This is a genomic window from Fictibacillus halophilus, assembly GCF_016401385.1.
In the GTDB taxonomy this organism is placed as follows: Bacteria; Bacillota; Bacilli; order Bacillales; family Fictibacillaceae; genus Fictibacillus; species Fictibacillus halophilus.
On sequence record NZ_JAEACF010000001.1, the window covers coordinates 2,495,051 to 2,509,726 of the forward strand.

Sequence of the window (14,676 nt, forward strand, 5' to 3'; positions counted from 1 at the left end):
GCAAGAGATGTTCTTTATTACTATACCCCTTTTTCCTATTTTCCTACCTATTTGTATTCGGTGTATGCGTTTTGTACTAATTCTCCCCAAACGTGTTTGACATCCTGTTAGATAAGGGAATTCAGGAGTAATAAAACGAATTGGAGGAGTCATCTCATGGAAAAAACAGAACCTAAAATGAGCCGCGCTGATGCTGGCAGATTAGGCGGAGAGAAAACATCCAAATCACGCGGAAAAGAATTCTATCAACAGATCGGAAAAAAGGGCGGTACAGCCACATCAAAAAAACATAGCACAACTTTCTTTCAAGAGATCGGGAAAAAAGGTGGCAGTTCTACTTCTAACTCACATAATAAAACGTTTTATCAGGAAATCGGTAAAAAAGGCGGTACAGCCACATCCCAAAGCCAAGATAAAAGTTTTTATCAAAAGATCGGATCAAAAGGCGGAAGTGCCGAACGAAACAAATTTAGCTAAAATCAAAAAAGAGGATGACTGCCAACATACAACATTGACATCATCCTCTTAGTGCTGTAATCAGCACCAGCCTTTATCACACTCGTCCACATACTTTGAGGGGTTTGGTAATTCTACAGGTTTTTCACGTTTATATATCTTGTCAGCATCAAATTCAAAACCCTCAGCCATCTCATACATGTTTCCTTGATTCGTAAAGCGAATCTGACCAATCTCATCCTTATCTAAATAAAGCGACATAGATCCGCCTTTCATTTTACCAAAAACTCTTGATGTAACATCTCGTCTATCTTGGTTCATAAAAAAATCCCTCCAAAAAAGAATAGCAGTATATCTATTCTTTCCTGAAGAGATTGATTTCATTAATCTTCTTTGATTAATTCTTCGTATTGTTCAGCAGTCATTAATTTTTCAACCTCAGAAGCATCTGAAAGTTCTACAACAACCATCCAAGCTTTTTCATATGGAGACTCGTTAACAAGTTCAGGGCTATCATCAAGGTCTGCATTTACTTCTACAACTTTTCCAGAGACAGGCGCATATAATTCAGAAACAGTCTTAACAGATTCTACGCTCCCGAAAGGCTCGTCCGCAGTAAGTTCATCTCCAACTTCAGGAAGTTCAACGAATACGATATCTCCTAGTTCGTCTTGTGCAAAAGCCGTAATACCGATACGAACTTTATTGCCTTCTTCTGTTTTAGTCCACTCGTGCTCTTCTGAATAGCGTAATTCTTTTGGAAATTCCATGTGTAATCCCTCCAGCTTTTCTTGGTTTTATAATAACTACAATAATTGGTTTATCATAGTCAGTAACAAGTTTATTTTTTCCACGTGTTTTCGTACTGCTCTTCTTTAAACCCTACTGTGACTTGCTTACCATCTGTTGCAATCGGCCTTTTAATCAGCATGCCATCACTGGCCAAGATTTCAAGCAGTTCTTCTTCTGTAGCGGTTTTCATCTTTTCTTTCATACCCAACTCACGATACTTCAATCCGCTCGTATTAAAGAACTTTTTGATCTCTAAGCCACTCAGATCGATTAGTTTCTTCAATTCATCAGCAGAAGGCGGGTTCTCCACAATATGTATAGGCTCAAAGGCTACATCATTTTCTTTTAGCCATTTTTTTGCTTTTTGGCAAGTTGAGCATTTTGGATATTCATACACTTTCAGTAGCATTATATCACCCCTTCTCATAGTACCACAAACTAGTGTTACCAATAAAACAAGAAATTCTGCACGTTGAATAATTTGTTTTAACAGATGTTGAAAACGAGATCCCGTTTTAGACTGCTCCCTTTTTATGGACAGAGGTTATAATCAGAGTTGGCTATTGTCGAAGATTGTAGACTCGCGGATAAAATACCAAAACTTTTGGATTGGAAGCTAAAATTCGTGGATAAACTTCATAAATTTTTGAATTGAAGGCGTTTATTTATGGATTCAATTTTCAGAATACCGCTACATACCCCATTAGGTATCATCATAAATCCGTTTTGCACCTGAAACTGAACCTTATTTGGACATTTTTCGTTGTTTAAGATCAAGACTTGCTTTGTTAGGCTCCTTTCTTAACGATTGTTACTTCAAAACTCATTTTTATTCTTATGTAACAGCTGAATGAGCTCGAGGTACGAGACTCCAGCAGGACAGGCTCGCGGGTGATAGCTTAGCGCCTGATCCAATTGAAAGCGAGCACCTCAAACGTAAATCAACTACAACACAAGCCTATAATTGACAAAAAAAGCCCTCCTACAAATGCAGGAGGGAAAGATAAGATATTTTGAAGGTTAGCGTAAATTCAGATCAATTAAACGATATAGCGTTCTTCTTCAAGAAGCTGAACTGCTAGTTCGCGCTTCTTCTTAATTACATTAATTGGTGTGTGACGCGTCAGTTTCTTTAACGCGGACAGCATCATGCGGAGCATGTCGCCTTCTTCAACAGCAATGATGGATTCTTTTGCGTGAGCTTCAATGCGGTTGAATGCTTCTTGGCAATACACTTCTGTGTATAACAGCTTTTGTTTTGCCTTTTCAGCTCCAGATCTTTTGATTGCTTTTTCAGTACGCAAGAGAACAGATTCCATGTTGTACACTTCACTAATGATATCTGCTAAGTTCGATAATACTTCTTGTTCTTGCTCTAACTTTGGTCCAAACTTTTGAACCGCTAATCCAGCTGTCATCAAGAAAATTTTCTTTGCCATAGACACAAGATATTTTTCCTGATCCAAGCTTTCCGTACCTACTTCAACAGGCATTAGCATCATAAGCTCTTGTTGAAGCTGAGTAGCTTTTTGAATAAGTGGCAGCTCGTTTTTCATCGCTTTTTTTACAAGCGTTCCTGGTACTAACAAACGGTTGATCTCGTTCGTTCCTTCGAAGATTCGGTTGATACGAGAGTCGCGGTATGCACCTTCGATCTCATATTCAGACATAAAGCCGTAACCTCCATGGATCTGAACGCCTTCATCTACTACATAGTCTAACACTTCTGAAGCTGATACTTTGTTCAGTGAACATTCAATCGCATACTCTGCGATTGCTTTAGCTAATTCACGTCCATCTTTTTGTTTTTCTTCGGATAACGCGCCTAGACGGTTTTCAAAAAGACCAACAGTTCGGTACACAGAACTTTCAGCTGCATACGTTTGAACAGCCATGTTTGCAAGCTTTTCTTGAATAAGGCTAAACGAACTGATTTTACGCTTGAATTGTTGACGCTCGTTCGCGTACTTTACAGATACTTCAAAAGCTCGTTTGGCTGCTCCTACACATCCTAATGCTAACTTGTAGCGACCGATGTTTAGGATATTAAAGGCAATCAGATGCCCTTTACCTGCTTCCCATAACAGATTTTCCTTTGGTACTTCTACATCTTCTAAGATAAGAGTACGGGTTGAAGAACTCTTGATTCCCATCTTCTTTTCTTCTGGTCCTGTAGAAACACCTTTATAATCTCTTTCAACGATGAATGCAGTGAACTGCTCACCATCGATTTTTGCGTATACTACAAAAACGTCAGCGAATGCAGAGTTTGTGATCCACTGCTTCTCACCGTTCAATACATAGTGAGTACCTTCAGCATTTAGCTTTGCCGTCGTTCTTGCGCCAAGTGCATCCGATCCAGAACCTGGCTCAGTTAATGCGTAAGCTGCAATTTTCTCACCTGTTGCGAGTTCAGGTAGGTATTTTTTCTTTTGTTCCTCGTTTCCAAAAAGAACGATAGGAAGTGAGCCGATTCCTACGTGTGCTCCATAGCTGATTGAGAAGCCGCGTCCGCGTGCGAACTTTTCAGTGATGAGTGAAGAAGAAATCTTATCTAATCCTAAGCCACCATACTCTTCAGGAACATCTGCTCCTAGAAGACCTAGCTCCCCAGCTTTTGTTAATAACTTACGAGAAACTGTAAAATCGTGATCTTCCATCTTTTCAAGTTGAGGTACAACTTCTTTCACAACAAAATCTTCCGTTGTTTTCGCAATCATCAAGTGTTCTTCTGAAAAATCCTCCGGTGTGTAAATATCTGCTGCTGAAATATCTTCGATTAAAAAGCTTCCACCAATGATTTGTTTTTCTGCTGTATTCGACATGTTTTCTCCTCCTCGTTATCCTACTAGTTCAAATACGCCTGCTGCTCCCATTCCACCGCCGATACACATCGTTACAACTCCGAACTGTTCGTTACGACGCTTCATCTCGTGTAAGAGAGTTAGTGTTAGTTTTGTTCCTGAACAACCTAGTGGATGGCCAAGTGCGATCGCACCACCATTCACGTTTACTTTGTCTTCTGGAAGATTCAATTCACGAATGACTTGAACGCTCTGAGAAGCAAATGCTTCATTCAACTCGAACAAGCCGATGTCCGAAAGCTCTAGCCCCGCCATTTTCAATGCTTTCGGAATAGCTGCTACAGGACCTACTCCCATAATGTCTGGAGCTACCCCAGCCACTGCAAAAGAACGGAATTTCAATAATGGCGTTAAACCTTCTGCTTCTGCTTTTTCTCTGTTCATAACAAGAACCGTTGCAGCGCCATCACTTGTTTGTGAAGAGTTCCCAGCTGTTACAGAACCAGTCGGTGTGAATGCCGGTCGAAGTTTACCAAGTACATCAACGGTTGTTCCAGCACGAACACCTTCATCAACTGACACAGCGATCTCTTTTTCAACTAGCTTTGATTGCTCATCTAACCAGCGTTTCATCACATGCACAGGTACGATCTCGTCGTTAAACTTGCCTTCTTTAATCGCCGCCGCTGCTTTTTGATGGCTTCTTACGGCAAATTCATCTTGATCTTGTCTTGAGATACCAAAGCGTCTCGCTACTTCTTCTGCTGTATGACCCATGCCCATGTAATATTGCGGCACTGTCTCAACTAAGTAAGGGTTAGGCTTTACAACATGACCTACTACAGGAACAAGGCTCATGGATTCAGCTCCACCTGCAAGAATGGCTTCAGCCGCACCTAGCATGATTTTTTCTGCTCCGTACGCAATACTTTGCAGACCCGATGAACAAAAACGGTTAATCGTAATTGCAGGCACAGTCTCAGGCAATCCTGCTCTAGCACCGATCAGACGAGCCATGTTCATCCCTTGTTCTGCTTCAGGAACGGCACATCCGATGATCAAATCATCGATCTCTCCGTTATAATCACCTGCACGCTTCAACGTTTCTTTGATGGTTACCGCTGCTAGTTCGTCTGGTCTCATATGTGCAAAAGAACCTTTTTTCGCTTTACCGACCGCTGTTCTAGCACCTGCTACTATTACTGCCTCTTTTAACATTGAGTTCTTCCCCCCTTAGTTTCTTAGCGGCTTGCCTTTAACAAGCATGTGCTGCATTCTTGCCTGGCTTTTTGGTTCTCCAGCTAGACTTAAGAATGCTTCTCTCTCTAAATCTAGCAAGTATTGTTCGTCTACCAATGTTCCTTCTGGCACTCTTCCTCCAGCTAAAACAAAGGCTAGTTTTTTCGCGATCTTCAAATCGTGCTCTGAAATATATTGGCTGAAGTGCATCGTCTGCGCTCCTAAAGCAAGTGTTGCGTATCCTGCTTCACCTACTACAGGAATCTTCTTTCTAACAGGCGGTGTATAGCCAATGCTTTCTAATGCAAGCACTTGTGTCTTTGCATCATGCAAGAGATGGTCGCCGTTTACAGAGATGCTATCTTCTTTTCGTAAGAATCCAAGTTTACGTGCTTCTTGAGCGGAAGTTGAAACTTTAGCCATCGCAATCGTTTCAAAAGCTTGGTTCGCTACTTTTTGAAGATCTCCCTTCGCTCCTTCTGGCAGCTGCTCTAACAAACGAAGATAAAGCTCTTTGTTTCCGCCTCCACCTGGAATTAAGCCTACTCCAGTTTCAACAAGTCCCATATACGTTTCAGATGACATCTGAAGTCTTGCTGCAGGAAGTGATACTTCAACTCCCCCTCCGAGCGTCATACCGAAGTTAGCTGCCACTACAGGTTTTGCACTATAGCGAACTCTTGCCATCGCTTGTTGGAATTGACGGACCATCATATCCAGTTCAAAGAAATTGTCATCTTGTGCTTCCATAAGAATAAGCATCAAGTTTGCACCAACACAGAAGTTCTTACCTTGATTACCGATGACTAACCCTTTGTAGTTCTTTTCTACTTCGTCGATCGCCTGATGAAGCATCATGATAATTTCAGGTCCTATCGCATTATTCGGAGAATTGAACTCAAGACCCGCAACATCATCACCAAGATCGATTAGTGTTGCTCCACCATTCTTTGTAATCACATTACCTTTTTCTTTTAAACGGCTTAAATGAACCACTTTTTTGTTCTCTTCCACAGGAAGGTATCTACCGTGGTGATAGTAAGAGCGATCACCTTCTGTTTTTGTGTAGAAAGAATTCTTTTCTGATTGAAGAAGCTCTTCTACCCAACCAGGTATTGTCTCTCCTTCAGATTTCATTCGTTCTACCGATTCAGGAACGCCGATCGCATCCCAAATTTCAAACGGACCATGCTCCCATCCGAATCCCCATTTCATCGCTTGATCGATCGCGACAAGGTCATCAGCGATTTCATAACATTTTTCTGCTGAGTAAAGTAGAACTGGTTTAATAATGTCCCATAACAGTTTTCCTGCACGGTCATCACTATATAAAAGCGCTTTCACTTTTTGGTTTGTTGTTTTCATCTGTTTAGCTGCTTCGAGTGTAGCTGTCTTCATCTTCGAGCGTGGTTTATATTCCAATGTGGCAGGATCAAGCTCTAAGATTTCACTGCCTGCTTTACTTTTTTGTTTAAGATAGAAGCCTTGACCTGTCTTGCTTCCAGTCCAGCCTTTGTCGACCATTTCGTTCAAGAAATCAGGAATCTCAAACACTTCTTTTTCTTTTCCATCTACTTGCTCGTAAACATTTCTCGCAACATGAAGGAACGTATCTAATCCAACAACATCGAGTGTTCTAAACGTTGCAGATTTCGGACGGCCGATTAACGGACCTGTAACAGAGTCAACTTCACCGACACTATAGCCTTGTTTCATCATCTCTTGCATTGTAACCATCAATCCATATGTTCCGATGCGGTTCGCGATAAAGTTAGGCGTATCCTTCGCTTCAACTACACCTTTACCAAGTACGTTCTCACCAAAGCTGCGCATGAATTGAACAACTTCTGGCTTTGTGTCCTCAGTAGGAATGATTTCAAGAAGCTTTAAGTATCTTGGTGGATTGAAAAAGTGCGTTCCTAAGAAGTTTGCTTTAAAATCTTCTGAACGTCCTTCAGCCATCGCACGAATCGAGATCCCAGATGTGTTTGAAGTTATGATGCTTCCTGGTTTTCTATATTGATCAACTTTCTCAAAAAGCTTTTGTTTCACATCTAGTCGTTCAACAACTACCTCAATGATCCAGTCTACATCTTTTAATTTTTCAAGATCATCAGTAAGGTTACCGATTGAGATTAATTCGAGATTTTCTTTTACGGCAAGTGGAGCAGGCTTTTGTTTTAATAGTTTTTGTGTAGCAGATAGAGTGAATTTGTTGCGGAATGCAGGATGATCTTCAGTGATCCCCTTTGCTTTTTCCTCTTCACTTAAAGAAGGCGGTACAATATCCAATAGTAATGTTGGTATTCCGACGTTTGCAAGATGAGCGGCTATGCCTGATCCCATTACACCAGAACCCAGTACGGCAGCTTTTCGGATTTCACGAGACAAGATGGTCTTCCTCCTTTATTGAATGAATACTCATTCATTTTTTATCCATAAAAAAATTTGTTACCCTATATCCAATATAAAATATATTCTGAATTTTAGCAATAGTGGAGGTTTTTTTCTTTTGTAAACTTTTATTTCTTATCTTATGCAGGTTGTGTGCCTATGGTTTATCTAAAGAATCATCGCCAAAGTTCTCCGTTTCAAAAGGCTGCTTTCGTATTCATTGTTGCTTTTGTAAGTAGTTGATTTCCGTTACATATGCTCGCTTTCCACGGAGCGAGCGGTGAGCCACTTCGCGCTTCGCGCGGGTAGCTGTCTCACCTGCTCACTCGTCCTACCCAAGAGTCTCGCATCTTCCACTACAATCAGCAGTCAAATAAGTATCACTTAAAAGCAACAATTTTTAGAAAACAACCTATAAAAAAGAGGAGTCTGTATTTAAGACAGACTCCTCTTGATTACTACTATTTATTTTCCGAACACACCTTTTAATACGAACACAACGTTAGCGGGACGTTCAGCAAGACGTCTCATAAAGTAACCATACCAGTCGTTTCCGTATGGCACATAGATTCGCATCTTGTATCCTTCTTGCATCAATTGATCTTGTCGTTCTACACGGATTCCGTACAACATTTGAAACTCGAATTGGTCATATGGAATGTTGTGTTTTTCAACCAGATCTTTTGTATATTGGATGATCTCATCATCGTGTGTTGCAATAGCGGTATAGTTTCCGTTCAATAGATGAGTTTCGATCAGCTTTTTAAAGTTATTATCTACATCGCTCTTTTCCGGATATGCGACAGTTTGCGGTTCTTTGTAAGCACCTTTAACTAATCGCAGGTTCGGATGATATTCATCTAACGTTTGAACATCTTCTAGTGAGCGATACAAATAAGCTTGGATAACCGTTGAGATATTATCATATTCACTTTTTAGCATCTTGAAGATCTCAAGCGTTTTTTCACAACGAGAATAGTCTTCCATATCAATCGTAATGAAAACGTTGTGTTTTGTTGCTGCATCCATAATCTTTCTCATGTTGCTTAAGACAAGTTCGTCACTAATGTCTAGTCCCATGGATGTCATTTTTAGAGAAAGCTGTGAATCCAGCTTTTCTTTACTGATGGCTTTTATTGCATCTATACAATGCTGAGTCATTTCGGCAGCTTCGCGTTCGTTATCAACAAACTCACCAAGATGATCGATTGTTACAGGCATTCCCTTTTCGTTCAAACGTTTGATAGCAGTAATAGAGCTATCAAGTGTTGCACCTGCTACAAAACGACCTGCTCCAAAACGTAGACCGTATCTTTTAGCAAGGTTGGTTAACGATTTATTTTTAGCAAGAAATAAGAAAAAATTGCGCATAAGTTGTTCCAATCCAATTACCCCCTAGTACCCTTAAAATATAAAATAAAGATTGGTTAATTTCTTTCTATGTTGTAACCGCTTTAAATATATCATTTTTTTTGCGAATATTGTCGATTTTGCAATATTAAAAATATTTTTTTTCGTATTAATAGTAAATATGGATGTATTGAAGTTTACGGTATGCGTTCTAATAATACTTACACGTTCGCCGATAAATGATTGAGTTTCACCGATAAAAGAGCTAGTTACACCGCTAACACGTCACATTTCACCTGAAACCGTCTTCTCACCACCTGTAATCACCTTTCTATCACCGAGAGCAGCAGAAAAGGAAAAGCTTGCAAGAAAAAAGACAGTCTATATGACTGCCTCATGTTATATCTTATTTATTTCTGTTCGTTTCTGTGCTTTTCATTCATTTCTTTTATCTCGTGAACAAGGTTTTTCATTGCTTCCTTAGCATCTGGATACTCTTCGTTCCAATGCTTTACTAATGGCGGCATACTCTTAGCGATGAATGAATAAAGAGCATACGTTTTTACTAACTCTATATGCTTTGGTTCTGCACTTCCTACTAGAAGTTCAGCATATTTCTCCAGTAAACCTTCCATCTGTAGTTGTAATTGATTATCCACGGTTAACTACCCCCTAGATTCTTAGAACATTTTAAAGTGATATGGAAGACATGACGGCTAAATAAATAGCGCCCGCTGCTAGGATAGAAGCGACTATTGCAAGTATCATACTTTTGTTTTGCTTGATCGTGGCAAAAACAGATAAGACAAGTACGATAGCACCGGCTAGCCAAACAAGACTCATCACTGAGAAGTTAAAGGACAACATCGGATTATCGCCAGGAATGATACCAGAGAAAATAGTAAACAGCCTAGAAGGCTCTTCCATCTTTAATGTATCCGCTACATCATGAGGTGGTGTTTGCTGAGTCATCAACGCTGTTGTTACAAAAGCAAGAAACAAGAAGATCCCTTCTGCTTTTATCCATTTGTTAAGCGCTAATCCAGTCGTACCCGCTTTTAACTTCTTTTTCAACCATATTCCGTTAATCACGCTATAAATCACGATAATAAACAAAAGAATGTGTTTGATCAACAGTGCTTGTCCATAGTCTAATAAATAACTGTTCACATATTGAGGAACGATATAGTTCATTAACCACAAACCAGCACCGATCACAGTGACTAAGCAGCCCACAGCCAAAGGTGTGAACCATTTATAGAACGACAGACTTGGCCCTTCCCCTTTGCTGAAATATCCGCTTACGAGAAGTACCCCCGACCACGTGATCACAGCTATAAAATGCAACGAGTGAGCTAAGAATCCTAACGATTCTAGGCTTGCTGCATGACTTGCATAACCAACGGAGATTCCCATGCCCGATGTCAAAAAGACCGCTAATCCGGCAAAGAATCGATCTTCTTTTATATCATTAAATAAAACCATGAAGAACAATAGAACAGAAATTCCAGTTAAGAAAAGCCAACCCTTTCCTACTTCAAAACTAAAAACAATGTTTTGGAATGTCATCCAATATCCGAAATCTTCTCCAAGATGCATCGTAAGTCTAATAAGCTCCCCAATCCCAAACAATGGTGTGAAAGCTATTAAAAGCAAAATGAGCTTTTTTGATATGAAAATTTTCGGGCGACTTTCTCGTGGCACTGAATATAAGATAAACGCACCCATTAACAAAGCAAAACACACATATAACATGGCTTTAGCGACAATAAACATGAAATAAGCTCCTTCATAACTATATAAGCTTATTGTATCAGGGATTTAGAAAGTAACAAAAATTAAGAATGACAATAAAATGAATTCTTAAAAAAGCTAACAGTACAGCGTCTTTACGCCTCTATTAGCTTTCTCTTATAATTATCGGTTTCCTCGTTGCACAACTTTGGATAAGAATTTAACTCCATCACCATAGCTGAATTTTCTTGCAGCACGTCTGAACTCTTTCAACCCTTTACGCGTGACGTTGAAATATGGATCAATCAATCCTTGTTCTTTTAATTGATTGGCCGTTTCGATCGTGATGGAGTGTTGAATTTCTCTCATTTTGTGATTGAATTGCTCTAAACTTGCATTTAATACAAACTCTTTACCTAGTAACTGGACGATATCTTTCGCGTTTCCACTCTGAGCAGCTTCTTCATCTATGAATTCTTCTTCAACATACTCTTGTTCGAATTCCTTTTCTTCAACTTCTTGCTCTTCTAGAGGTTCTAATAAAGTTGTGATTCGGATAATCTCTTGTTTTGCTAACATGATCTCTTTTTCTTTTTGCAGCAAATAGTCTATGTAATCTTTCTTATCCTCTTCATGAAGATCTTCTGTAACTAAGCGGTTTTTGACTTCATTCTGAACTTGTTTCATACGTTTAATTTGCTCTTCTTGAGATAATAATTCGCGTACAAGTTCTTCTTCTTCAGATTCCGTTAAAGTGACCTCATCATCTTGTATGTATATTTCTTCTACTTTCTCTTCTTGCGTTTCTGTCTCAAGCTTATTTTTGTTTGCCATCGGAATAACCGACTTTCCGGCAGATACAAAAGCCATGAGTGCTTCGTTTACTTTTACATAAAACATACTGCAGATTCCTATTGCAAAAACAGCTACAAGAAATGCAAGCAAGTCTGAAAAATGAAACGTAAATTCAGTAATCACTAATTTGTACATGAAAACCAGCGATAATAGACTGATCAAAATAATTTTGAACCAATGATTACGAATTTTAATTTTCTCATCTGTTGTATTCAAATTAATTGCCCCCTTTAAATCGTTAGTCCTATAAAGGAATAACCATATAAACATTCGCAATGCTTTTCTTTTTTTGTCCGCAGATATGAGAATACAAAAAAACAGCTTCCTAAAGAACACGGAAAGCTGTTAACTCCTCTATTCAATTACCCCTGTTTCTACTATATCTACTTCAGTTGTTACATTAATCTTCATAGAAGGATATTGTTTTAGAAATACTTTGTAGTCCCAACCTCTTTCTCGTCTTCTTACTTGATCCCCAAATCCTAGAGGATCTACTTGTAATTGTTGAAACTTTTTCACGATTCCTTGTGCTTCATCCTGTAATTGTCCCTTCAATGTTTTTTTGATAAGAGCGATGTTTTCTGCTTGCTCTAGGTTCAACCAATGTGGATACTCATGAATCTCACCAAGAATCTTCATCTTCACATTAAATTGAGGGACTCCATTCACTTTTTTTATATCGTAGGTAGTCGTGCCTTTAATGTTACGAATAACGGCATGGCCCTTCCTTTTTTCTTTCTTGATCTCCACTTCATAGTTACCTGATTTAGAGCCGTCCAGAAGAACTTTAAAAGCAAAAGATTGTCGGTGATCTAGCTTACCAACATATTTATCTTTTTTAAATAGAGCGATCCCTTCAAGCTGAATCGATTTTTTATGTGCTTTTACGATCGGTAAGAAAGGGTCCATACCTTCTCCATAATAGCTATAAAGGAATACATGAAGATTTGTTTTTGGTAGATTCTCACTTTTGATATTTTGATCGAGTAAATCAGCTAAATACATGGATGGAAGAGCAGAAGCGGTATACTTTTTTGTTAAGAGTTCATTCGTACTGCCATCTACAACAGTTAGAAAAAGACGATTCCCTACGTTAGGGTCTCTGTAAAGGGAATTAACGATCTCTAGAATTCCTTTTTCAGCGAATCGATCATTGAACAACACCACACGCAGCTGACCTGTCGTCAGTGTCTTAGGCGATTGTGTATTAAGTTTAGACCGAATAAATCGACTCGTGTGAGATACTGCTGATAAGGTTTCGACTCGAACATTTCCATCCATATTAAATACGGGATACGTAATGGTACCTTGAATACTTTCATCCGTTTTTTTGTCAAAACCTATAGCATGGATGAGCTGGACTTCATCTATGATCTCTTTCGGCACACATCCTGCCAAAATAAAGGTTAGAAAAAGAATACAAAGCCTATAATTTTTTTTCATTCGTCGATATCCTTTTTCTTTCTCATTTCTTTCACTTTATCTTTAGATGGCAGGGTAGTTCCTAACGAGATTGGACGCTTCAAAAGTCTGTTATATGGCAGTCGAAAGATCGTGTCAGTCATATCTAATAAACGAGGCGGATAGATTGGCTGCAAATAGGGTCTGCCTAAGGATTCTAGTCGCAAAAGATGGACTAAAATAAACGACATAGCCAGTACAATCCCCACCCCGCCCCAAAGAGCCGCAAAAAAGATAAAAGGAAAACGGAGAATTCGAATGGTATTCGCCATTTTATAGATAGGCGTCGTAAACGAGGCTAATGCAGATAGTGAAACGATAATCAAAAGGATATTACTCGTTAACCCTGCTTCTACCGATGCCTGACCGATTACGATACCTCCAACAATACCGAGTGTTTGACCAACTTTCGTAGGAAGACGAGCCCCTGCTTCCCTTAATAGTTCAATCGTCAATTCTAAAAACAGTACCTCTAATATTGGTGGAAATGGAATGTTAACTCGTGACGAAATTAAAGGCGCTAGTAGATCTTTAGGAATCATCTGATAGTGGTAAGTGAGAACGGCTACATACAGCGGTGTTGCAAAGGTTGAGAAAATAACAGAAATAAAGCGTATGAAACGGAACAATGATCCTAAAAGCCACGATAAATAATAATCTTCTGGCGATGCAAAATATTCCGAGATGCCTGTAGGTCCTAAGAGAGCTTGAGGTGAACCTTCTGAGAGAATCGCAATTTGACCATAGTTCAACATGGACACGACCCTGTCTGGTCTTTCCGTTGTTATAAGCTGAGGAAACACCGACTTCGTATTATCCGATATGATCTGTTCTAAGTACGAACTATCCGGAATGACTTCTAGTTCAATGTCCTTTATTCGCTGCATGACGGTGTTCAGGTTTTCTTTTTCAGCAACACCTTCTAAATATGCGATAATTACACGTGTCTTAGAGAACTTTCCGAGCACAACTTCTTTAAAACGAAGTTCGGGAACAGGCAATCTTCTTCGGATCAAATACAGATTGCTGTCTAAGTTCTCGATAAAAGCTTCTTTCGGTCCTATTACAGAGAACTCGATTTCAGAAACAGATACTGGCCTGTTAGTGGCAAAATTCTCAGCACGAATAACGGCACATTCTTCGTCGTATTCACCCAGTTGAACGACGATAAAACCACGTAAAAGCTTATTTTGAATCTCTTTTATATCATTCGTGATCGTAACGCTCTCGATCGGCAAAATATCTTTTAAGTCTTTAATGTTCTTAAAATCTTTGCTGTGTATTAAATAAGGAAGTAGATCGCGATGAAGCAGTTCTCCATCTATCATCGCTTTATAATAAGAAATATAAATATTGTGATGAACCGTCTTTTGAGGATAATGGATAAAATCAGCAGACTCCTTGGCATTATCCACTAGTTCTCTAATATCGCTATATGTATTATCAGAAAGATCAATCGTGTGACTCTGCTCTTTCGGCTTCTTTTTTAACCATTTCATCATAACGTCTCACACCTCTTTTCTACTTCTTAATATGAGATGTGGAGAGTGGAAATATACAAAAAAGCATTCCAATCCTTGACCGGAATACT

General features: G+C 39.3%; 13 protein-coding genes. 1 reads left to right on the top strand and 12 read right to left on the bottom strand.

Annotated features, from left to right (window positions below; genetic code table 11):
- Nucleotides 1-156 precede the first annotated feature (156 nt).
- On the top strand, nt 157-477 hold the full coding sequence (locus tag I5J82_RS13000; protein ID WP_198768194.1) for a general stress protein: 321 nt from the start codon (nt 157-159) through the stop codon (nt 475-477).
- 60 nt (nt 478-537) lie between these two features.
- Here the strand turns inward: I5J82_RS13000 and I5J82_RS13005 are convergent, their stop codons facing one another.
- From I5J82_RS13005 to I5J82_RS13060, 12 genes are all read right to left on the bottom strand, one after another.
- The gene (locus I5J82_RS13005; protein WP_066397384.1) at nt 538-777 is read right to left on the bottom strand and encodes a YusG family protein; all 240 of its coding nucleotides are present in this window, start codon (nt 775-777) and stop codon (nt 538-540) included.
- Nucleotides 778-839: 62 nt separating this feature from the next.
- The gene (gene gcvH, locus I5J82_RS13010; RefSeq protein WP_066397386.1) at nt 840-1,226 is read right to left on the bottom strand and encodes a glycine cleavage system protein GcvH; all 387 of its coding nucleotides are present in this window, start codon (nt 1,224-1,226) and stop codon (nt 840-842) included.
- Nucleotides 1,227-1,297: 71 nt separating this feature from the next.
- A complete protein-coding gene (locus I5J82_RS13015; protein WP_198768195.1) occupies nt 1,298-1,657 on the bottom strand; it encodes an arsenate reductase family protein in 360 nt (119 codons plus the stop codon).
- Between the two features lie 631 nt (nt 1,658-2,288).
- A complete protein-coding gene (locus I5J82_RS13020; RefSeq protein WP_198768196.1) occupies nt 2,289-4,073 on the bottom strand; it encodes an acyl-CoA dehydrogenase family protein in 1,785 nt (594 codons plus the stop codon).
- 15 nt (nt 4,074-4,088) lie between these two features.
- Complete coding sequence (locus tag I5J82_RS13025; protein WP_198768197.1) at nt 4,089-5,270, bottom strand: acetyl-CoA C-acetyltransferase; 1,182 nt, start codon at nt 5,268-5,270, stop codon at nt 4,089-4,091.
- A 15-nt stretch (nt 5,271-5,285) separates the two neighbouring features.
- Nucleotides 5,286-7,682: a 3-hydroxyacyl-CoA dehydrogenase/enoyl-CoA hydratase family protein gene (locus I5J82_RS13030; RefSeq protein ID WP_198768198.1), complete on the bottom strand. Its 2,397-nt coding sequence runs from the start codon at nt 7,680-7,682 to the stop codon at nt 5,286-5,288.
- Between the two features lie 468 nt (nt 7,683-8,150).
- Nucleotides 8,151-9,068 carry a proline dehydrogenase family protein gene (locus tag I5J82_RS13035; RefSeq protein WP_198768199.1) on the bottom strand — a complete coding sequence of 306 codons (918 nt, stop codon included), beginning with the start codon at nt 9,066-9,068 and terminating at the stop codon, nt 8,151-8,153.
- A 377-nt stretch (nt 9,069-9,445) separates the two neighbouring features.
- Entirely contained in the window at nt 9,446-9,694 is a 249-nt protein-coding gene (locus tag I5J82_RS13040) for a DUF2573 family protein (RefSeq protein ID WP_198768200.1), read from the bottom strand.
- Between the two features lie 31 nt (nt 9,695-9,725).
- The gene (locus I5J82_RS13045) at nt 9,726-10,811 is read right to left on the bottom strand and encodes a copper resistance D family protein (protein WP_198768201.1); all 1,086 of its coding nucleotides are present in this window, start codon (nt 10,809-10,811) and stop codon (nt 9,726-9,728) included.
- 141 nt (nt 10,812-10,952) lie between these two features.
- Entirely contained in the window at nt 10,953-11,840 is an 888-nt protein-coding gene (locus tag I5J82_RS13050) for a hypothetical protein (RefSeq protein ID WP_198768202.1), read from the bottom strand.
- Nucleotides 11,841-11,978: 138 nt separating this feature from the next.
- The gene (locus I5J82_RS13055) at nt 11,979-13,067 is read right to left on the bottom strand and encodes a Ger(x)C family spore germination protein (protein WP_198768203.1); all 1,089 of its coding nucleotides are present in this window, start codon (nt 13,065-13,067) and stop codon (nt 11,979-11,981) included.
- Nucleotides 13,064-14,587, bottom strand: a complete 1,524-nt coding sequence (locus I5J82_RS13060; RefSeq protein ID WP_198768204.1) for a spore germination protein — start codon at nt 14,585-14,587, stop codon at nt 13,064-13,066. Before I5J82_RS13060 ends, I5J82_RS13055 begins: the two co-directional genes overlap by 4 nt.
- Between the last annotated feature and the right edge of the window lie 89 nt (nt 14,588-14,676).

Coding starts and splice junctions, on each gene's coding strand:
- I5J82_RS13000 (WP_198768194.1), top strand. CDS start 157: ATGGAAAAAACAGAACCTAAAATGAGCCGCGCTGATGCTGGCAGATTA.
- I5J82_RS13005 (WP_066397384.1), bottom strand. CDS start 777: ATGAACCAAGATAGACGAGATGTTACATCAAGAGTTTTTGGTAAAATG.
- gcvH (WP_066397386.1), bottom strand. CDS start 1,226: ATGGAATTTCCAAAAGAATTACGCTATTCAGAAGAGCACGAGTGGACT.
- I5J82_RS13015 (WP_198768195.1), bottom strand. CDS start 1,657: ATGCTACTGAAAGTGTATGAATATCCAAAATGCTCAACTTGCCAAAAA.
- I5J82_RS13020 (WP_198768196.1), bottom strand. CDS start 4,073: ATGTCGAATACAGCAGAAAAACAAATCATTGGTGGAAGCTTTTTAATC.
- I5J82_RS13025 (WP_198768197.1), bottom strand. CDS start 5,270: ATGTTAAAAGAGGCAGTAATAGTAGCAGGTGCTAGAACAGCGGTCGGT.
- I5J82_RS13045 (WP_198768201.1), bottom strand. CDS start 10,811: ATGTTTATTGTCGCTAAAGCCATGTTATATGTGTGTTTTGCTTTGTTA.
- I5J82_RS13055 (WP_198768203.1), bottom strand. CDS start 13,067: ATGAAAAAAAATTATAGGCTTTGTATTCTTTTTCTAACCTTTATTTTG.
- I5J82_RS13060 (WP_198768204.1), bottom strand. CDS start 14,587: ATGATGAAATGGTTAAAAAAGAAGCCGAAAGAGCAGAGTCACACGATT.